The 18,332-nt window shown below is 27.9% G+C and carries 26 protein-coding genes; 5 read left to right on the forward strand and 21 right to left on the reverse strand.

Features of this window, described 5'->3' with window-relative positions; translation table 11 throughout:
• Positions 1-62 precede the first annotated feature (62 nt).
• The gene (locus tag NJU99_RS09600; RefSeq protein WP_254575699.1) at positions 63-350 is read left to right on the forward strand and encodes a peptidylprolyl isomerase; all 288 of its coding nucleotides are present in this window, start codon (positions 63-65) and stop codon (positions 348-350) included.
• A 33-nt stretch (positions 351-383) separates the two neighbouring features.
• On the opposite strand, the gene NJU99_RS09605 is transcribed toward NJU99_RS09600, so the two are convergent.
• From NJU99_RS09605 to NJU99_RS09625, 5 genes are all read right to left on the reverse strand, one after another.
• Positions 384-821 carry a DUF2214 family protein gene (locus NJU99_RS09605; protein ID WP_254575700.1) on the reverse strand — a complete coding sequence of 146 codons (438 nt, stop codon included), beginning with the start codon at positions 819-821 and terminating at the stop codon, positions 384-386.
• A gap of 12 nt (positions 822-833) precedes the next feature.
• On the reverse strand, positions 834-1,928 hold the full coding sequence (locus NJU99_RS09610) for a PQQ-dependent sugar dehydrogenase (protein ID WP_254575701.1): 1,095 nt from the start codon (positions 1,926-1,928) through the stop codon (positions 834-836).
• 11 nt (positions 1,929-1,939) lie between these two features.
• Positions 1,940-3,175, reverse strand: coding sequence for a DEAD/DEAH box helicase (locus tag NJU99_RS09615; RefSeq protein WP_254575702.1), 1,236 nt, complete (start codon positions 3,173-3,175; stop codon positions 1,940-1,942).
• A 65-nt stretch (positions 3,176-3,240) separates the two neighbouring features.
• Positions 3,241-3,933 carry an alpha/beta hydrolase gene (locus NJU99_RS09620; RefSeq protein WP_254575703.1) on the reverse strand — a complete coding sequence of 231 codons (693 nt, stop codon included), beginning with the start codon at positions 3,931-3,933 and terminating at the stop codon, positions 3,241-3,243.
• 83 nt (positions 3,934-4,016) lie between these two features.
• Positions 4,017-4,760, reverse strand: a complete 744-nt coding sequence (locus NJU99_RS09625; RefSeq protein WP_254575704.1) for an SDR family NAD(P)-dependent oxidoreductase — start codon at positions 4,758-4,760, stop codon at positions 4,017-4,019.
• A gap of 182 nt (positions 4,761-4,942) precedes the next feature.
• Between NJU99_RS09625 and NJU99_RS09630 the strand changes: the two genes are divergently transcribed.
• Complete coding sequence (locus tag NJU99_RS09630) at positions 4,943-5,791, forward strand: YitT family protein (RefSeq protein WP_254575705.1); 849 nt, start codon at positions 4,943-4,945, stop codon at positions 5,789-5,791.
• An 8-nt stretch (positions 5,792-5,799) separates the two neighbouring features.
• Here the strand turns inward: NJU99_RS09630 and NJU99_RS09635 are convergent, their stop codons facing one another.
• Positions 5,800-6,258, reverse strand: coding sequence for a YccF domain-containing protein (locus NJU99_RS09635; RefSeq protein WP_254575706.1), 459 nt, complete (start codon positions 6,256-6,258; stop codon positions 5,800-5,802).
• Between the two features lie 117 nt (positions 6,259-6,375).
• On the opposite strand from NJU99_RS09635, the gene NJU99_RS09640 reads away from it, so the two are divergent.
• On the forward strand, positions 6,376-6,765 hold the full coding sequence (locus NJU99_RS09640; RefSeq protein ID WP_254575707.1) for a hypothetical protein: 390 nt from the start codon (positions 6,376-6,378) through the stop codon (positions 6,763-6,765).
• Between the two features lie 16 nt (positions 6,766-6,781).
• On the opposite strand, the gene NJU99_RS09645 is transcribed toward NJU99_RS09640, so the two are convergent.
• From NJU99_RS09645 to NJU99_RS09655, 3 genes are all read right to left on the reverse strand, one after another.
• Positions 6,782-7,348 (reverse strand): pentapeptide repeat-containing protein, encoded by a 567-nt coding sequence (locus tag NJU99_RS09645; protein WP_254575708.1) that lies wholly within the window; start codon positions 7,346-7,348, stop codon positions 6,782-6,784.
• A gap of 43 nt (positions 7,349-7,391) precedes the next feature.
• Positions 7,392-8,279: an alpha/beta fold hydrolase gene (locus NJU99_RS09650; protein ID WP_254575709.1), complete on the reverse strand. Its 888-nt coding sequence runs from the start codon at positions 8,277-8,279 to the stop codon at positions 7,392-7,394.
• A gap of 131 nt (positions 8,280-8,410) precedes the next feature.
• The gene (locus NJU99_RS09655) at positions 8,411-8,878 is read right to left on the reverse strand and encodes an HAD family hydrolase (protein ID WP_254575710.1); all 468 of its coding nucleotides are present in this window, start codon (positions 8,876-8,878) and stop codon (positions 8,411-8,413) included.
• 75 nt (positions 8,879-8,953) lie between these two features.
• On the opposite strand from NJU99_RS09655, the gene NJU99_RS09660 reads away from it, so the two are divergent.
• Positions 8,954-9,796 carry a hypothetical protein gene (locus NJU99_RS09660; protein ID WP_254575711.1) on the forward strand — a complete coding sequence of 281 codons (843 nt, stop codon included), beginning with the start codon at positions 8,954-8,956 and terminating at the stop codon, positions 9,794-9,796.
• Position 9,797: 1 nt separating this feature from the next.
• On the opposite strand, the gene NJU99_RS09665 is transcribed toward NJU99_RS09660, so the two are convergent.
• From NJU99_RS09665 to NJU99_RS09685, 5 genes are all read right to left on the reverse strand, one after another.
• A complete protein-coding gene (locus NJU99_RS09665; RefSeq protein ID WP_254575712.1) occupies positions 9,798-10,673 on the reverse strand; it encodes a DMT family transporter in 876 nt (291 codons plus the stop codon).
• A 50-nt stretch (positions 10,674-10,723) separates the two neighbouring features.
• On the reverse strand, positions 10,724-11,392 hold the full coding sequence (locus tag NJU99_RS09670) for a 3'-5' exonuclease (RefSeq protein WP_254575713.1): 669 nt from the start codon (positions 11,390-11,392) through the stop codon (positions 10,724-10,726).
• Between the two features lie 253 nt (positions 11,393-11,645).
• Complete coding sequence (locus NJU99_RS09675; RefSeq protein WP_254575714.1) at positions 11,646-12,038, reverse strand: NifB/NifX family molybdenum-iron cluster-binding protein; 393 nt, start codon at positions 12,036-12,038, stop codon at positions 11,646-11,648.
• Between the two features lie 20 nt (positions 12,039-12,058).
• A complete protein-coding gene (locus NJU99_RS09680; protein ID WP_254575715.1) occupies positions 12,059-12,640 on the reverse strand; it encodes a pseudouridine synthase in 582 nt (193 codons plus the stop codon).
• 116 nt (positions 12,641-12,756) lie between these two features.
• The gene (locus tag NJU99_RS09685) at positions 12,757-13,104 is read right to left on the reverse strand and encodes a hypothetical protein (RefSeq protein WP_254575716.1); all 348 of its coding nucleotides are present in this window, start codon (positions 13,102-13,104) and stop codon (positions 12,757-12,759) included.
• Between the two features lie 111 nt (positions 13,105-13,215).
• Between NJU99_RS09685 and NJU99_RS09690 the strand changes: the two genes are divergently transcribed.
• A complete protein-coding gene (locus NJU99_RS09690; protein WP_254575717.1) occupies positions 13,216-14,022 on the forward strand; it encodes a DnaJ domain-containing protein in 807 nt (268 codons plus the stop codon).
• A gap of 8 nt (positions 14,023-14,030) precedes the next feature.
• On the opposite strand, the gene NJU99_RS09695 is transcribed toward NJU99_RS09690, so the two are convergent.
• The 7 genes from NJU99_RS09695 to NJU99_RS09725 form a co-directional block, all read right to left on the reverse strand.
• The gene (locus tag NJU99_RS09695) at positions 14,031-14,501 is read right to left on the reverse strand and encodes a hypothetical protein (protein WP_254575718.1); all 471 of its coding nucleotides are present in this window, start codon (positions 14,499-14,501) and stop codon (positions 14,031-14,033) included.
• 15 nt (positions 14,502-14,516) lie between these two features.
• Complete coding sequence (locus tag NJU99_RS09700) at positions 14,517-14,654, reverse strand: hypothetical protein (RefSeq protein WP_254575719.1); 138 nt, start codon at positions 14,652-14,654, stop codon at positions 14,517-14,519.
• Between the two features lie 150 nt (positions 14,655-14,804).
• Positions 14,805-15,752 (reverse strand): NAD(P)-dependent oxidoreductase, encoded by a 948-nt coding sequence (locus NJU99_RS09705; RefSeq protein ID WP_254575720.1) that lies wholly within the window; start codon positions 15,750-15,752, stop codon positions 14,805-14,807.
• A gap of 8 nt (positions 15,753-15,760) precedes the next feature.
• On the reverse strand, positions 15,761-16,666 hold the full coding sequence (locus tag NJU99_RS09710; RefSeq protein ID WP_254575721.1) for a chemotaxis protein CheV: 906 nt from the start codon (positions 16,664-16,666) through the stop codon (positions 15,761-15,763).
• Positions 16,667-16,760: 94 nt separating this feature from the next.
• Positions 16,761-17,318 (reverse strand): pseudouridine synthase, encoded by a 558-nt coding sequence (locus NJU99_RS09715; protein ID WP_283256423.1) that lies wholly within the window; start codon positions 17,316-17,318, stop codon positions 16,761-16,763.
• A gap of 240 nt (positions 17,319-17,558) precedes the next feature.
• On the reverse strand, positions 17,559-17,813 hold the full coding sequence (locus NJU99_RS09720) for a type II toxin-antitoxin system RelE family toxin (RefSeq protein ID WP_254575723.1): 255 nt from the start codon (positions 17,811-17,813) through the stop codon (positions 17,559-17,561).
• Complete coding sequence (locus NJU99_RS09725) at positions 17,806-18,042, reverse strand: CopG family transcriptional regulator (protein ID WP_254575724.1); 237 nt, start codon at positions 18,040-18,042, stop codon at positions 17,806-17,808. The genes NJU99_RS09720 and NJU99_RS09725 overlap by 8 nt, the downstream gene beginning before the upstream one ends.
• Positions 18,043-18,332: the final 290 nt, after the last annotated feature.

Here is an 18,332-nt window from a genome sequence, read left to right on the forward strand (position 1 = left end):
TAAAGACTCTTTTATCAAGTAATTTGTGATATTATTGCAAATTCGCAAAAAAAGGATTGAAATTGTCAAAAGCCAGTGCAAGACATATACTAGTAAACAGTGAAAAACTAGCAAAAAAACTAAAAAAAGAGATTATCTCAAAAGATATCACATTTGAAAAAGCTGCAAAAAAGTTTTCAAAATGTCCATCAGGAAAAAGAGGTGGAAGTTTAGGAACATTTTCAAAAGGAGAAATGGTAAAAGAGTTTGATAATGTGATTTTTGCAAAAGATGCACAAATAAACAGAATCCAAGGTCCTATAAAAACACAATTTGGATTTCATCTAATAGAGATTTTAGCTAAGTATTAAAAAGAAGGTAAACTAATCCCTTCTTTTTATTTATTAAGAGTTATGTCCATTTCCTGCTGCTATTAATACACCTAGGATTGGTATTAAAATTAAAAATAGTAATTGTACTCTTTGAAACATAACTATTTTTTTAGGAATAACTACAATTTCATCTGTAGTATTCTTATTTTTACGATAATACATTGTTGGAACTATTGAAAATAAAGCCATAAGAACAAACATAGTAAATTTTACATGAAAAAGTGGATTTGAACTATAAAAGCTAGCTTCTTTTCCAACTCCTAACCATAATAAAAGACCTGTTATTAATACAACTAAGGCACTTAAACCATAAAAAATATCTGTTTTACATACATCTTTAAAGTTTGCGTTTGTAACATCACCTCTTAAAAGTAAATGTTGATGAGCTAAAGTACCACTTAAAAATATAATTCCAATAAAATGAAAATATCTAACAATTAAATCTTCCAATAAAAAATCCTTCTAAAATTTTGGTTTTAAAAGAAGTATTTTACCACTATCTGTAGAAAAATAGATTAAACCATTTGGCGATTGGACTATATTTCTTATTCTTTCATTTAAATTTTCAAGAATTCTTGTCTCTTTTAGAATATTGTTTTTACTATCTACTGTTAAAATATTTATATGAGTTAGCTTTAAAGCTCCTGCTAAAAGCTTACCTTTTAACTCTTTATACACATTACCATTATATACAATAAGTGAACTTGGTGAAATTGAAGGAACATAGTACTTTATAGGTTGAAGCATACCTTTTTTATGCGTACCCTCACCAACATCAAGTGGTCCCCAATACTCTTTTCCATAAGATATCACAGGCCAACCATAGTTTGCACCTCCTTGGATAAGATTTACCTCATCACCACCTCTTGGACCATGCTCAATTGCCCAAAAAGTACCTCTTTTCTTATCATAAAAAATACCTTGTGGATTTCTATGACCATATGAATATATCTCATCTAAAGCATTTTTATCATTTACAAAAGGGTTGTCTTTAGGAATTGAGCCGTCTAAATTAAGTCTTATTATTGTTCCAGCATGATTTGAAAGGTTTTGAGCAGTATCTCGAACCCCTCTATCTCCTACACTAAAAAACAAATGACCTTTTTCATCAAAGGTAATTCTACTTCCAAAATGTCTTGTTGTTGATGTGTTTGATTTTGTAATAAGTAAATCTTCATGTTTTACAAAACTATTGTTTTCTAATTTTGCTCTAGCAAGAGTAGTTGCACCTTGGTTATTGATATTTTTTGAGTAAGTAAAATATATCCAAGAATCTTTTTTATAATTTGGTGAGACTTTTATATCAAGTAAACCACCCTGCCCTTTATAAAAAACTTTAGGAATATTTTTTATTTCTTGTAAAGCTTTTGTTCTTAAATCTAAAACAAAAACCTTTCCATTTTTTTGAGTTAAAATAAGTCTATTTTCATCTAAAAAATCCATACCCCAAATAACACCAAGATTTGATACTATTTCTTGTGTTTTATAAGTTGTACTTGCAAATACACCTAAATTTAAAAATATTAAAAAAACTAAAGATTTTAATAAAACCTTCATAGTAACTCCTTTTATTTGCTACTTGTTTTTCCTTGTTGTTCTCTTAATTTATCTTTTTTACTCTTTCTTTTACCTTTTACAGGAGCTTTACCTTTAGGCTTTGTAAATTCTCCAATTAACTCAAAGCCTTCAATAGTTTCAAGCTCTAAATCTATCTTTAAACGCTTTTGTATTAACTTAAAATGCTCGTAATTATCTAATGTAATAAAAGATATAGCAATACCAGTTTTACCAGCTCTTGCTGTTCTTCCAATTCTATGGACATAATCAGCAGGAGATCTAGGTAAATCATAGTTTACTACACAATCAATATCATCTATATGTAAACCCCTAGAAGCTATATCAGAAGAAAAAAGAATATTGATTTTTTTAGCTTTAAAATCTTCTAAAGTATAGTTTCTCTCTTCTTGCTCTAAATTACCATGAAAAGACTCTGCATTAAAACCGTATTTTCTAAACTTGTTAGCTATATTATCAGCTGCTCTATTATTTGCCATAAATACTAAAACTTTTTTATATTTATTTGACTTTATCAACTCTCTTAAAAGAGTTGATCTATTTTCTTGATTTACTTTTATAGCTCTTTGTTTTATTAAATCTACTGTTTCATTTTCTTCTAAAACTACTTCTTTATACTCTTGACTTATTTTTGAAGCTATTTGTAATATTTTTGGTGAGTATGTAGCTGAAAAAAGTAGATTTTGTCTACTTTTTGGAAGTTCTTTTAAAAGTTGTTCTAACTCTTCGCTAAAACCTAAATCAAGCATTTTATCTGCTTCATCTATTACAAACTTTTCTACTTTTTCAAAGTTTATTTGATTTTTTCTATAAATATCAAGTAATCTTCCAGGAGTTGCTACAACTATATCACAGCCCTTTTGTACATCTAAAAGCTGTTGAGATATACCCTCTCCACCTATTATAGTTACTACTTTAGGTAATTTCTTGAAGTATTTACTTAAAGTTTCAAAATTACTTGAAACCTGTAAAGCTAACTCTCTTGTTGGTGCTAAAACCAGTACTTTTAGTTTAGCTTTGCCCTCATAAGGATTATTTAACCAATCATTTAAAATAGGCAGTGTAAAACTAGCTGTTTTTCCTGTACCTGTTTGAGCTTTAGCTACAACATCATGTCCTTGTAAAACTAAAGGTATTACTTCTTTTTGAATTTGCGTGGGTTCTTTGTAGTTATTTTCTTCTAAAGCTTGTGTAAATAAAGAAGATAAGTTAAATTGAGAAAATGCCATATATAATTGTCCTTTTAAATCTATATGGCATTTTAGAGTTTTTTTCCTTTAATATACTCTTTTATCTATTTTTTCATCCATTTATCTATTAAAGTACTTAAATCTTCTGGTACTTCCAAAGGAATATTATGGCTAGTTCCTTCTCTACATACAACTTTCATTTTATGCTCAACAGTATCAAGTCTGTGAATAGAGTTTTGATTTAGTAATCTATCATCTTTACTATAGAAGAACCAAATAGGTATATCTAAATGAGTTAAGTCTTCAAACAAATCTTTTCTATAAAAAGTAGATGTAAGTTGAGATACAAAAGTCTCTTTACCTAAATCTAAAAACATATCTTGAATTATTTTTATAAGTTCTTCATCTTCTTGCTTTTCTACTAAAGACTTTGCTTTATCATATGTAAGACCTTGAAAGCCTTCTTTTTCTATTACAATAAACTTCTCTTTTCTTCTTTCAATCTCTGCTTCTGTTGAAGCACCAGGAGTTGCTGCTACGGTAAAAAGCTTGTTTACTCTGTTTGGATAAGTAATAGCAAAATATGAAGCAATATATCCTCCTAAAGAAAACCCTATAAGATTTACTTTCTCTTCTGTAAACTGCTCAAACAATATATCAATAATCTCATCAAAATCCTCACTATGAGGAATAGGAGTATGTACTATTTCATATTTATCTTCTAATAGTGGCGTTATTCTACTCCAAAGTCTCTCATCAGTCATAAGACCTGGTATCATATAAATTTTTTCTTTCATAACAATCCTATACTTTATAATATTTATAATGTTGTATCAAAAATATTATTAAAATAGTTTTAACATCAAAAAATTATAATATATTATTGACAAGTATATCCACCATCAACTGGTACTAAAGAGCCTGTCATAAAACTATTTTCATCAGATAGTAAATAACAAGCCATATTTGCTATTTCCTCAGGTTTTGCAATTCTTTGAATAGGTTGGGCTTCTTCTAAAAGTTTTACAACCTCATCATTTTGCATACCAGTTAAAGATTTGAATTTATCAACAGCCTTATCTAAAAGTGGAGTATCTATAGTTCCTGGACATATACAATTTACTTTTATGTTATAAGGTGCATAATCAATTGCTGTACTTTTTGTAAGTTGAGCAATAGCCCCTTTAGTTAAACCATAAGCAGAGCTTTTTCCTTTTCCTACAAAAGATTGATCTGAGCCCATAAGTAAGATTTTACCTTCATTTTGAGACTTCATAATAGGAATAATTTCTTTTAAAATATAGTAAACCCCTTTGATATTTACATCAAGTACTTTTTCAAACTCTTCGATAGAAGTTTCTTCTATATTTGCAAATAAGTGAATCCCTGCATTTGCAAAAAGTAAATCGATTTTACTTTCTTTTTCAAGGACTTTTTTAACAGCACTTTTTACACTAGTATAATCACTTACATCACATTTAACAAAGTTAATACCTTTATGCTCTTTTTGAACTATATCTAGATTATAAACCTTTGCGTTTAAAGAAAGTAACTTTTTAGCTGTTGCCTCACCAATCCCTGTAGATGCACCTGTAATAATAAGCACTTTTTGAGTAAAATCCATAATGTTTCCTATAATATTTAATTTATAATAAAATTATATATGTTTATACTTTTATTTTTGATTAATTTTCATAAGTTTATTTATACTATTTTCTCTAACTTAAAAGTATATAATTTCATATAAATAATCTATTTATTACATAAAAATTGCTATATTACATTTATTAAAATATTAGGAAAACTATGAGTAAACTTCTAAAAAATGAAGAGTTAAAAAACTATTTACTAATCACCTTTGCTTCTATTATTTTAGCCTTAGGTGTTGTTGGTTTTTTCACTCCAAATATGATTATTACAGGTGGAACAGCAGGACTTTCACTTCTTTTGTATTATATTACAGATTTAAGTATTGGTACTTTAATTGTAGCTGTTAATATTCCTTTGCTTATTGTGGGCTGGAAATATTTAGGAAAAATGTTTGCAATAAAAACTGTATTTACTATTGCTATAATATCTTTACTTATTGATTTTTTTGACAAGGTTTTAAATATACAAGCTTTTGTAAAAGACCCTTTTTTAGGTTCAATATTTGGTGGTATTTTTATTGGTATAGGATTAGCTCTAGTTATAAAAGCAAATGCAAGTGCAGGTGGTTCAACTATTGTTGCTAAAATAGTAGCATCAAAAAGTGAGATAAAACCCTCAACTGTTATTATGGTAATAGATTCATTCATTATTCTTTCTTCACTATTTATCTTTGATGATACGGCAAGGGTCTTATATAGTATTGTAAGTATCTATGTAAGTTCTAAAATAATTGATACAATTTTAACAGGTAGGCTAAATAAAAAAGTGGTTTACCTTGTAACAAATGAAACAGAACTTCTAAGAAAACTAATAGCAAAGCAACTTGGACCTGAAGGAACTATAATAAAAGGTGATGGTTTATACCAAGACCAAGAGAAAAAAATGATTTTGTTAGTTGTAGAAGTTGGAAAACTACAAGTTCTAAGACAGATTGTAAAACAAAACGATCCAGATGGCTTCTTAATAATCACAGAAGCCACTGAAATGCTAGGGAGAGGTCACTAAACCTCTTTTTAGTCTCTCAAATTTGAAAGTGTTTCTTTGGCATTTGACATTCTTGCAGCTTGCGCCACTTCTTTATCAACAACAGTTTTTCCAATAGGAGCTAAAGAAATAGCAGCTAATTTTAAATGTTGTATAGAAAAAGGTATTCCTATAATAGTAATAAAACAAGCAATTGCAGAAATCATATGACCTATTGCTAGCCAAATACCTGCAAAAATAAACCATAAGATATTTCCAATAAGACCAAATTCACTAGTTCCGATATCTTCTTTATGTGTTAGCTCATCTCTTGAAATAGCTTCTCTTCCAAAGGGAAAAAAAGAAAAGCCAGATATCACAAAACAAGCCCTACCCCAAGGTATTCCAATAATACTTACAAAAGCCAAAAGACCAAAAAATGCCCAAGCAATTCCCATAAATATTCCACCAAAAATAAACCAAATTATATTTCCCAAAAGACTAAGCATTTTTTATACCTTTAAATTTATAATATGACATATTATCCAAATTATATTTAGAATTAGAAAATAAGTATTTTTAGATAAAATGTCAAAAATAAATATGTAAAAGAGATAAAATATAACATGACAACAAGAAACCTTTTTATAATTACATTTATCGCAATTATTGGTGTATATTTATATGTATTTGGAGAAATAAAAACAATAGAAATGTTAAAAGAAGAATATCTTTTTCTTTTAGCATTAGTTCCATTATTACTTGTATTTGTATTTTTTAAAGTTAAACTTAAAAACTATGAGTTAATAGATTTTAATAAAAACAGTAATCTATCCCTAAAGACTACTATTATATTTTTTCTAGTATTTCAAGTAATTGACTATGTATCTTATGATGGTTTTATAGGAATGATAAGTCAATGGATTTTATACTGGATTATGGGACTTATTGCCCTACTAGTAATAGAAAATATAAACTTTTATAGAAATTATAAACTAGCCAATAATAAGTCTTAAAAACTTGTTATTTTAGCTACTTTATTTTAATAGGTAGTAAACTCAAAAAGCTTAAAGCCTCAGGCAAAGAAAACACTGCATTTTCTATATCGTTTTGTTTTGGGTCAATCAAATAGTTTTTTGAATTCTCAAAATTTGCATTTTTTAAGTCATTGTTATAAAAAGTAGTAAGTTCTAAATCACAGTTTTGAAACACTGCTTTTTGTAAATCACACTCTTCAAAACCAGTATCTTTAATAAGTGAATCTTTAAACTTCATACTTCGTAAATTCATAAGATGAAAAGAGTTTTGTGAGATATTACAATTATTGAAAATTACATCATAAGGTTCATCACAAGAACTCCATGAAATACCAATTAGCTTAGAGTCTTTAAACTCTACATCATTGAAAGTACAAGATTTCAAACTAGTAAGGGATAAATCACAATTTATAAAAGTACATTCTGTAAACTTACAGCCTTGCATAATACTTTTTGTAAAATCACACTTTACAAAAGTACATGAGTCAAAATATATTTTATCAAACTGTTTTTCTTGAAGTTTTGTAAACTCTTCTTCCCAATAATCATTAGTTTTAAACATGCAAATCTTTTTTATTTGGATTTTAACATATTTTCAAAAAAGTCTATTTAAAAAACTTCCTAAACTCTTCTATTACTTGTGTTGCTGATTCTTCTGCTAAAAAGTGACCACAGTCTAAACTTTTGCCTTCAATATTTGAAGCATACTGTTTCCAAACATCTACTACATCGTAAGTTTTTTCTATGAAACCTTGTGCTCCCCACAGAACAAGTAAAGGCATTTCGATTTTTTTTGATAAGTCTTTTTCATCATCTTCCAAATCAATAGTAGCAGCAGCCCTATAATCTTCACATGTTGCATGAATATCTTCATAAGTTTTAAAACATCTTATATATTCATCAACAGCTTCTTTTTTGAAAGTTGAGTTATTTGCACTCCATCTAAAAAGTTTTTCCATTAGATAATACTTAGGATTGCCAGCAATCATATTTTCAGGTAAATCATTTGGCTGAATTAAAAAATACCAGTGATAATAGCCTGTAGCAAAATCTTGGTTAGTATTTTTAAACATATAATCAGTTGGAACAATATCAAGCATACAAGCTTTTTCAATCATAGAAGAATAATCTTTAGTCATTCTATGTAAAACTCTAGCTCCCCTATCATGACCTGCTGCGAAAAACTTATCATATCCTAAGTGTTTCATCAAGGTTATAATATCTTTACTCATATTTTTTTTACTATAAAGTTCATGGCTTTCATCTTTTGAGTTAGGTTTTGAGCTATCACCATAACCTCTTAAATCAGGACAAACTATATGGTAATTTAAATTTAATTCATTTGCTATGTGATGCCACATCACATGAGTCTGAGGAAAACCATGTAATAAAAGTAATGGCTTTTTTCCATAGTTATCATTGTGTCTAAAGTTTATTATTATATCTTCTTGTACTTCTAATTGTTCAAGCTTAAAATTTTTTTCAAATAACATGATGACTTTCTTTATAGTGTTTGTTTAAATATGATTAGAAGTTTATAAACTCTTATAACTTCGCCTTTTATATAAGCCAAAAAGATTATATAAAAGGATTGTAGCAATAAAGTAGTAATTTTGTTATATTTCTAATTTCTTAAAGTAGCGATCAATCTATTTTCATCTTTTAAGTATGCAAAAACATCAAAAATACTCTTAACTAAAATATCAGAATTTAGTAGAGTTTCAGTACATAATCCCTCATCTTGTAGTATGGCAATACCTAATACTGAATGCTTTAACATAAACTTATCATTTCGTCCATTTCCAACACTTAAAGTATTCTTTGCACCAATACTTTCAATAAACTCTAACTTACTCTTATCCTGTGTATTCTTGCCTATTGTAATCACATCACATTTTGTATTCTCAAGCTCTTTTTGTACGCTTCCATAGGTATCAGCTGTTATCACATAAAAGCTAAAACTACTTGAAAGTTCATTTATAATTTCAGATACACCTTCTATTAGTTTTCCATCAATAGCAATAGTGCCATTATAATCAAAAACAATATTTTTTATCTCTAGTACTTCTCTTCCCGGGATATCTATCTTCATCATTAACCTTAAACAAAATTTTTAATTTATATCTTTCATTTTAAATATATATAGAAAAAGAGTATACTAAATATTATGAAAAAGTTATATTTAATGATTTGCGTTTTACTTTTAAATTGCAATATTATTTATGCTTTTACTTGGGAGGATTGTGTAGAAAGATATGAGAAAGTAAAACAGTTTAGTGATAATATCCGATTATCATATCTGTATTTAAAATCTACAAGAACTTGTTTAGTAAAATTCAAAACTATTTTACTACAAAATCCCAACCCTGATTTTACAGTAGAAGCTATGAATGATAATATCAATATGATTGATAAAAATATAAAAAACTTATTGCCAAAATATATACATCCCAAAAATAGCTTACAAGATATTCCAAAATATATAAATATCAATACAGAAAACCCTTTAATAAACAAAAAATATACCTACATCAAAAAGTTTAAAAACTGCAATGGCATACATGCAAACAATAAAATATACACAGCAAAACACTGTAATATCAAAGATTCAAAGAATCTTCATTTTGACCTTGACTATATAAAAACAAAAACTAATTCTAAATTAAAAATAGGAAGACTTGATTTAAATAAAACAGGCGTTTTTAAATACTACTCTATGTCAAAAGTAGGAAGATTTTATACAACTCCACTAAAAGAAAAAAACTGTAAATTTTATGAGGCTAAAAACAGTATAGCAGGACTTAATCTTACTCTTGATTTAACAGATCTTACAAAAAAAGTAGAGATTAGAAGTACTTGTCTGGCAATTCCCTCAAATAGTGGTGGAGGAGTATTTCAAAATGGAAAGCTTGTTGCTATTATTTCAAAAACTGTATTTAACAAAAATAGATTTTTATATAGTATAGTTGAACCTATTATTCCAAGAAATGAAATAATAGCTTCAAATTAAACTACTTCTTACTAACTAAAATACCACCTAAAACAATAAGTGAAATTCCTATGAATGTATACATATCAGGTATTGAGTCACCTAAAATAACACCAAAACCAATAGCAAATGGTATATTTGAGTAACTTACAACTCCAATAATACTTGCCTTACTTAAACTATATGCACGAGTTAAAAACCATTGTGAAGCAGTTGAGATGATAGCCATAAAACAAATCAATCCCCAAATAAAAGGGTCAGTATGTAGTTTAAAATCAGCATAAGGAGTAAAAAATAAAGCAATAGGAATAATCATTCCAACACCCATAAATGAAAGCATAATAAGCCTTGCATCATATATTTCTTTTATTCTTTTGATAGTTGCATAAGCTGCTGCTGCAAAAAAACCACCTAAAACACCTAAGATATGTTCAAATGATACCTCGACACCAAAAGGTTTCATAATAAATATAATTCCTAAAAAACCAATAATTAAAGCAAAAAATGTTCTAAGACTTATTGTTTCTTTCATTAGATAATATGCAAGTATTGTTACAAAAAATGGCGAAGTTTTATTTAAAACAACAGCTTCACCTAAGGGTATTGTAGCAATTGTATAGAAGAATAAAACCATAGCAAGAGCTCCAAATACTCCTCTTAAAAGTAATAAATGAACCTTTGATGTATCAAAAGAAACAGTTACTTTTTTCAGACTATAAAGAACGATTAAAACCCCTAAAAAATTCCTATAAAAAACAATCTCCATAGGATCCATGCTTTGAGATAAAAACTTTGCAACTGCTCCGTTTAATGCACCGATTAAAGTACTCAGAAGCATAAAAAGTATGCCTTTGTCTATGGACTTAAAAAATGATAAATTATTTGTATTTTCTGACATTAAATTCCTTTGAAGATGGAATTGTAGTCAAAATTTATAAAAAAAGAGTTTTAAATACAACTCTTTTGATATTGTTCTTGAAAGAATGAAGGCATAACTTCAATTGTAAAAGGATACTCTTTTAAAATCTGAATTAATACATCGTATATAACTGTAGTATCTTCAGAGGCATATTTGATTTGACTTGTACTTAAATCTTTTGATTCCCAATTTGACTTTGACATTTTTTTTGATTTTTGGAGATTTTTATCTAAGATTATTAGAGCTGCTCTTTTTGCACCTAATTGGTTTTTTGAAGATAAGCTTTTGAAGACATTTTCTAAATCAATTGTTGATTTTAATTTTAATCTAAACTGTCTAAAAAGGGCTTCTTTATCACCTCTTAAACCACTACCTACTTTTATTATATTTTCATCTTCTAAGATAGCTATTAAAGGCTTTAAATCCCTTACTTGTTTTGTTTGAATAATATAACATTTTGATTTTGTTGCAAGTTGGATGATAGAAATACCATGCGAGGCCTCACCTTTTTTAAATGTAGGTTTTTGCTCACTATCAAAAGCTACAAAAGGAGTTTTCTCAATAGTTTTCATAGCATTTGCTAACTGTTCTGAGGTATTTATTAGTTCAATAGTTCTATTTCCTATATTATAAGAAGCTTCATTTGGCTTGATTTGCATTTCATGGGCATTATCTATTAGTGTAAAAAGTTTTATCATTGATTTTAAAGACTCTGAACCATTTGCTATGAGCTCTTGTAAATTCTTTTCTACTTTCTCTTCAAAATTATCATCTGAAAATTTTTGAATAAGGTCTAATCTATCTTTATTAAATAAGGTGTTTGCTATTTTGATTTGATACTCCTAAATAGTTTGGAAACGTTTTGCGTATTATAGCATAAATTAGTAGTTTATTTTTTAAGAAATAAGGAAAAACAAAGATGAAAAGAGATATTTCTCTTTTTATCCTTGATTATACAAATTTAGATGATAATTCATTTAAAATTTTTGGTACTTCAAAAGACTCACCATTATATTTAACTATCTTTATACCTTCACTTGTAAATGACCTTGCCGTATTTTTACAAGCAGTTTTAACTACTATATAATCACACTCATTTAAAACTCTTCCCATTTTATTGTGCTGTTCAATATGATCTGCATCATCAGAAGAGTGATTACAAGCATGATCTTCTTCAGGATTATCATGGTCTATATCATTTCTTGGATTTTGTTTTATTTCATTTAGATTAAACGATTTAAACATACCATTCCCTGCCATAGTATAAACTGCAAACTTTGGAGTATGTCCTGCATTTGCAAAAAAGTTTAAGTTTTCATCTTTTACTGGAATTGCTATTTTCATTTTCTATCCTTTTTTATATATCAATTTTTTAAATTTTTTAAAAGTAGTTTTTCTTCTTCAAGAGACAAAAACCTATGTTCACCACTTTTAATATCTAATTTTAATGAGCCAATACTTACACGAGTTAAGGTTACAACCTTTAAAGGTGTACCAAACTTGGGGTCTTTTAAACTTCCAAAAAGTCTTCTTATATGTCTATTTTTACCCTCATCTATTTGAACTCTTAGTTTTGTCTTTGCTCCACCCATACCAATTTTTTCAACTTTTAAAGCCTTTAGTAAACCATATTTACTTTCAACACCTTTTAAAGCTTGAGAGATATGATCTTCTGTCACATGACCTCTAAGCCATATTTCATATATCTTCACACAACTTCCTGGTTTTGTTAGGGCATTGTTTATCTGTCCATCTTGACTAAATAACAAAAGGCCTTTTGATTCTAAATCCAAACGTCCTATTGGCATCCATTGATTATCATAAGCCCAAGAAGGTAAGATATCATAAACAGTTTTTCTTTTTAAATCATCAGATCGTGTAACTAAATAGCCTTTTGGTTTATTTAGCATAAATAGTTTTGCACTATAATTAGAAGTGTTATTCATATAAAGTATTCCTTATAGTTTTAGCAGTTGAAAACTAGGATTATTTATAATAAATAATAATCTTTGAGTTTCTCGTGTATTAGATATATTATAGTGAAAAAATTCTATTTATAGTATTATTCACCATTCAAAACTGACATTACTGTAGCTCTACTTGTTTTAAGTTCACTTGTTATCTTTGATATATTTATATCTCCACTTGAAGTATAATATTCTTCATCATCTAGCATACGTAAAATCACATCTTTTTTTTCAAGTACTTGTTGTGATGTTGACTTTTTTTGAAAAGTGAAATCCTCTTCACTCATAGTTTCTAAGGCTTCTAAATCTCTTTTTATAGTAGGTACTGTAACCTTTAACTCTTTTGCTAAATCTTTTGGCTCTTCAATTCCTCTATTTATAAGCTCACGCAAAGCTATTCTTCTTGTTTTTATTTTTCTTCTTCTATGATATGAAATCTTCATTTTTCTTTATTCCATAAGTTTTTTTCTATTATATCATCAAAAATAAACAGCAAAATTAAAAAAATAAGGTTAAGAAGATATAATTTTATAAACATAACTACGGACGGATAAATGAACTTAAAAAAATGGATATTCATAGCAGTACTTTTAGTGATATTTTACTATGCCTTTATTGTTAATTTTTTTATTACTCTTTCAATTATTGCTTCTTTATATGTGGCATTTAGAGTATATAAAATTTATGCAAGAAAAAAGCTAAATAAACTATCAGCTTCAAAAGAGGTATTTAGAGCAAGTGAACTTGGACACTTTATAGCACTTGTAGCAAAAGTTGCAAAGGCAGATGGAAGAGTTGATGAACTTGAAGCGCAACTAATCAGTATGATGTTTGATGATATAACAAAAGTTTTTGATGAAAAAGACAAAACAAGAGCTATCATGAAAGAAATCTTCAATGAAGAAAAACAAAAAGAAGATGATACAAAAGAGATAGCACAATCTTTAAATCAGTTGTTAGGTAAAGGTTTACATAAAAGAAAACAATTTGTAGGTTTTTTGATTCAACTTGCCTTTATAGATAATGGAATAAGTAAAGATGAAGATAAAGTCTTAAGAATCATCACAAATGAACTTGGAATTTCAACAGAAATATATGAATCTATCATAAGAAACTTTGAAAATAAGATGAAAAATAAACAGCAAACTATGAATCCGCAAGAAGCCTATAAAATTTTAGGTGTAAGTGAAAGTGATGATATGAATACAATCAAAAAAGCTTATAGAAAACTAATAAGAGAATACCATCCAGATATAATAAGTTCACAAAATAAAGATGAAGCTTACATAGAAGAAGCTACAGCAAAAACTCAAGAAATAAACCAAGCATATCAACTTATAAAAGACTTAAAAGGGAAATAAACTCCCTTTTAAACAACTATATATTTGCAGTTGTAAGAATCATTAGATAGTATTTTCATTGCAGATTTATGCAATACAGCAGGATAAACTATCGCATATCTAAACTCTACTTCTTTATCATCTAAATCATTTGTTTTAATATAATTCTTTGCATCATTAATAAAATCTTTTATATCTTCTGCTAAGATTGATTTTGATTCATTTGCATTATTACATTTTATAAGTAGTATTTTATTGGCTTTGAAACAGTATACATCTAGCCCTTGTTCTTTATCATATGAAATCTCATACCCTAAATCTTCGTATTTTTTACCTACACGAGATTGTAAACTTAAACCTTGTTTTTCATGTTCTTCACTAATTTTAATTCTTCGTTTTTTGTCTTTTGAATTTAGTAACTTTCTAAATAGTATAATACCAATAATTATCGGTATTATGTGCCAGATTTTTAAAAAAGATGCGATTACCATATCAAGCATTTTATTTCTCTTTTATTATTCTTGTGATTCAGTAGAATCTTCAGGATCTTTGTTTTCTTTTGCAGCTTGTTTCTTAAGACGTTTTTCTTCTTTTTTCTTTTGTTTTTCTATCTCTCGAGCTCTTTTTTCGTAGTTGTAGTTTGGTTTAGCCATTTATTTCCTTTTTTCTATTTAATAAATAGAACAATTAATAATCTCTAATAAAAGGAATATACCAAATGCCCTAAAAACTAATGTTTTCGCGTTATTACTGAGTATAACAAAGTTTTTAATATTTCATCTTAATCAAAATACAATTTTTCTTTAATAGCCTTTTTTTTCATCTACAAAGCTTGGATTTATTCCCTTATCATAATACTCACAGATATGCTTAGCAGCTATTTTTGAAGCACTTCTCATATTTGTAGGAGCTGAAATATGAGGTAAGACTGTAATATTTTCATTTTCCCATAAAGCAGAGTCTTTATGCAGTGGTTCCTCGTGAAATACATCTAAAACAGCATGAGACAATTCAGCTTTTTCAATTTTTTCAAGTAAATAATCGTAATCAATAATTGCACCTCTTGCAAAGTTGATAAGACTAGCACTTGATTTAAGTAAATCTAGTTTTTCTTTATTTAATAAGTTCTTTGTTTCACTTGTAAGAGGTAATAAACAAACTACTATATCAGCACTTTTCAAAGATTGCTTTAAACCCTCATTTCCATGATAAATAGTAATACCATCAATATCTTTTTTAGTTCTAGCCCATCCAGATACACTAAAACCATTACTTTTAAGTTTTAAAGCACTTTTAAGACCTAATTTACCTAAACCTAAAATCAAAATATTTTTCTCTTCAGGAAGTAATTCTAAGTGTTGTTTCCATAGTTTTTGGCTTTGTTGTTTTCTATATAAAGGCATATTTTTATGTAAGTATAAAGTCCATGCTAAAACTGATTGAGCCATAGTATCTGCTAGTATGGGGTCTGTCATACGAGCTATTTTAAAAGAAGCATTTGGAATGTCTAAAAGAAGTTTTTCAACTCCCGCCCAAAGACTTTGAACCCAAACTAAGTTTTTCATTTGAGCTATTTCTGAGGGCTTTGGGTTTGCTACTATTGCAACTTGGGCATTTTGTATTTGAGTTTCTGATAAATCTTTAAAGGGTACTATTTTATACTCTATCATTTCTTTTTGTAAGTACTTTAACCATAGAGAAGTTGAAACTTCATCTATATCACTTACAAAAGGTATTACTTTTTTTATCAAAATTCACTCTATTCTAAATGGTTTTTGATAACAGTGTAAAGTCTATCAATATCAGTTTTACCAACAAAACTATCAACACCTATTTGAGCCATTCTACTTTTTACTGCATTTGTTGTCATTGAAGAGTTTATTATCACTGGAATGTTTGAATATTTACTATTTTGTTTTATAAAAGAGGCAACCTCATAACCATCTGCACCAGGCATTTCAATATCGCTAATAATTACACCAACATCATCTAAATTAATATTTTCTACTCTGTTTATAAGTGATTTACCGTCATTGTATATTTCATAATTTGCTTTTATTTTTTCTAAGAAATCAATAATTACACTTCTAGCAATAGCTGAATCTTCTGCAACTAGTATCTTCTTTTTTGATTCTAATACAACATTTTCATACTTTTGTATTTCTTTTGTTACATTTTTTTCTAAACCAATATCTTGAAGAAGTTGCTCTGCATTAAAAACAGTACATAAAATAGGTTCTTTCTCAATATCTACATATGTTGTATTCGTAACTTTGGAAGTTCTCTCTTCTGAATATCTTAGTTCATTTGTAGCTTTCTCGATAATATTTACCATATCTTTTACTAATAAACCTACTTTTTTATTACTAAACTCACAATAAACAATAAGTTTATACTCAGAGATATCTCGGGCTTTATTTCCTAACCAAACATCTAAATTTACTAATGTTATAGGTTCACCTCTTATGGTTGCAATTCCTGCGATGACATCACTATCTGAGGGGGTATCATTTATAGAGACATCAGAAGTAATTATAAAAGCTTTTACTTTTGCAATATTTATAGCATATACGCTATCGTCACCTGTATAAAATACTGCAAATTGCTGAATAACATTTTTTAAAACTTTATTTCCATTTTTATTTTTATCTAATGAACTTAACATGAAAACCCCTTTTTATTATCTTATACAAATATTATATCGATTTTGACTTCAAGTTATTTTATTTAAAGAGTATATTTTATATTTTTCTTTTTTATTAATTTAATGCATCATTAACATCAGGTAGACAAACAACTTCTGCAGGTAACAAATCATCAATATGAATATCACCAATTCGAACTCTAACTAATCTCAAAGTAGGAAAGCCAACAGCAGCAGTCATTTTTCTAACCTGACGTTTTTTACCCTCGCATACCGTAATAGATACCCAACTAGTTGGACCATGTCTTGAATCACGAATATTACGTCCACGATTAGGCAAGTTAGGCTCACCTTTTAAAGCAAAGGATTTACAAGGAAGTGTTAGATACTTTTTCCCACTTACAGTAATCTCCACACCATTTTGTAGCTTCGATACTGCTTCTTCTGTAATCACTCCATCAACTTGAGCGTAATACTCTTTTTCTATAGATTTGTTTCTTACCTTATGACTTGTTACACCATCAGTTGTAAGTAATAGTAAGCCTTCTGAATCATGGTCTAACCTACCAATAGCCATAGTTCCTTTGGGAAAGTCGTAAAAATCACCAAGTAGGCTTTTGTTTTTCATCTTTTCTTGAACAAACTGACTTAAACAGCCATGTGGTTTAAACATCTTAAAGTGATAGTGTTTTTTTTCTTGTTTTGAGATAGTTTATTCCTTAAGGTAGTTTTGTTGTTAATAAAAAATTGAATTTTTAATAGTTTTATTTTCTAATGATCTTTTTTGCTTCTTGTTTTGGTGCAGTCATAATTTACTCTAATCTTTGTCCATTAGATTTTGAATTATAATGGTTTATAGAAATTGGAAACTCAACACCTGACCTATTTCAGGGGAGTGCTAATCATAAGCTTGTTATCTATGTTTAAAATCAACAACTGCAATAATTAGTTTATCATCTTCGATAAGATAAAAAAGTCTATAATTTCCAATCCTATATCTATAATAACCTTCAAGATTATCTTTTAACTTTTTAATATTTGTTCCATAAAAAGGATTTTCTCTAAGCTGAGGATAAACAAAGTTTACAATTTTTGAATATAGCTTTTTATCTATCTTTTTTTTAACTTTTTCAAAAGTTTTAGTTTCAGCAATTTGATACTTAGACAATTGTGTAATCACCATTTTTAAAGTCATCTAAACCATTCATTAGATTTTGAACTAGTTCTTTATCATCCATTATTTCAGCCATCTCATCATTCTCTACAAATTGTGATGATGTTAAGTATTGTATTGTTGCAAACTCTATGAAATTTGAAAGATTTCTTTTTTGACCTTCAGCTGCAAGTTTTATCATATCATAAACTGAATCATCTACTCTCATAGTTACTGTTTTCATAGTATATCCTTTGAATATTTACTAATACTATTGTATTCAATTTTATTCAAATTGTCAATTAAACTAAGGTGTTAGGTGTTGAATTGTGAATTTAGTTTTAAAAGTGGAAATTCATGACCTGACCCCTATTTTTCCTATTTTTATATTGCTCTTTTAAAATTGAATTCTTTATTTCTTCATAATCTGAAGTTCTCCACATTGCCATTTACATTTGCTCCTATATATAACGTCATAGTTGAAAAACAACGGTGGATTTATACAAGATTTATTTACTCTTTAATATATCTGAC

This window comes from Arcobacter roscoffensis (assembly GCF_024267655.1).
GTDB lineage: Bacteria > Campylobacterota > Campylobacteria > Campylobacterales > Arcobacteraceae > Arcobacter_B > Arcobacter_B roscoffensis.

Coding starts and splice junctions, on each gene's coding strand:
- NJU99_RS09725 (WP_254575724.1), bottom strand. CDS start 18,042: ATGAAAACAGTAACTATGAGAGTAGATGATTCAGTTTATGATATGATA.
- NJU99_RS09620 (WP_254575703.1), bottom strand. CDS start 3,933: ATGAAAGAAAAAATTTATATGATACCAGGTCTTATGACTGATGAGAGA.
- NJU99_RS09685 (WP_254575716.1), bottom strand. CDS start 13,104: ATGAAGATTTCATATCATAGAAGAAGAAAAATAAAAACAAGAAGAATA.
- NJU99_RS09660 (WP_254575711.1), top strand. CDS start 8,954: ATGAAAAAGTTATATTTAATGATTTGCGTTTTACTTTTAAATTGCAAT.
- NJU99_RS09700 (WP_254575719.1), bottom strand. CDS start 14,654: ATGGCTAAACCAAACTACAACTACGAAAAAAGAGCTCGAGAGATAGAA.
- NJU99_RS09615 (WP_254575702.1), bottom strand. CDS start 3,175: ATGGCATTTTCTCAATTTAACTTATCTTCTTTATTTACACAAGCTTTA.
- NJU99_RS09635 (WP_254575706.1), bottom strand. CDS start 6,258: ATGCTTAGTCTTTTGGGAAATATAATTTGGTTTATTTTTGGTGGAATA.
- NJU99_RS09715 (WP_283256423.1), bottom strand. CDS start 17,318: ATGTTTAAACCACATGGCTGTTTAAGTCAGTTTGTTCAAGAAAAGATG.
- NJU99_RS09665 (WP_254575712.1), bottom strand. CDS start 10,673: ATGTCAGAAAATACAAATAATTTATCATTTTTTAAGTCCATAGACAAA.
- NJU99_RS09680 (WP_254575715.1), bottom strand. CDS start 12,640: ATGAATAACACTTCTAATTATAGTGCAAAACTATTTATGCTAAATAAA.
- NJU99_RS09630 (WP_254575705.1), top strand. CDS start 4,943: ATGAGTAAACTTCTAAAAAATGAAGAGTTAAAAAACTATTTACTAATC.
- NJU99_RS09690 (WP_254575717.1), top strand. CDS start 13,216: ATGAACTTAAAAAAATGGATATTCATAGCAGTACTTTTAGTGATATTT.
- NJU99_RS09710 (WP_254575721.1), bottom strand. CDS start 16,666: ATGTTAAGTTCATTAGATAAAAATAAAAATGGAAATAAAGTTTTAAAA.
- NJU99_RS09640 (WP_254575707.1), top strand. CDS start 6,376: ATGACAACAAGAAACCTTTTTATAATTACATTTATCGCAATTATTGGT.
- NJU99_RS09625 (WP_254575704.1), bottom strand. CDS start 4,760: ATGGATTTTACTCAAAAAGTGCTTATTATTACAGGTGCATCTACAGGG.
- NJU99_RS09650 (WP_254575709.1), bottom strand. CDS start 8,279: ATGTTATTTGAAAAAAATTTTAAGCTTGAACAATTAGAAGTACAAGAA.
- NJU99_RS09675 (WP_254575714.1), bottom strand. CDS start 12,038: ATGAAAATAGCAATTCCAGTAAAAGATGAAAACTTAAACTTTTTTGCA.
- NJU99_RS09610 (WP_254575701.1), bottom strand. CDS start 1,928: ATGAAGGTTTTATTAAAATCTTTAGTTTTTTTAATATTTTTAAATTTA.
- NJU99_RS09670 (WP_254575713.1), bottom strand. CDS start 11,392: ATGATAAAACTTTTTACACTAATAGATAATGCCCATGAAATGCAAATC.
- NJU99_RS09655 (WP_254575710.1), bottom strand. CDS start 8,878: ATGAAGATAGATATCCCGGGAAGAGAAGTACTAGAGATAAAAAATATT.
- NJU99_RS09645 (WP_254575708.1), bottom strand. CDS start 7,348: ATGTTTAAAACTAATGATTATTGGGAAGAAGAGTTTACAAAACTTCAA.
- NJU99_RS09695 (WP_254575718.1), bottom strand. CDS start 14,501: ATGCTTGATATGGTAATCGCATCTTTTTTAAAAATCTGGCACATAATA.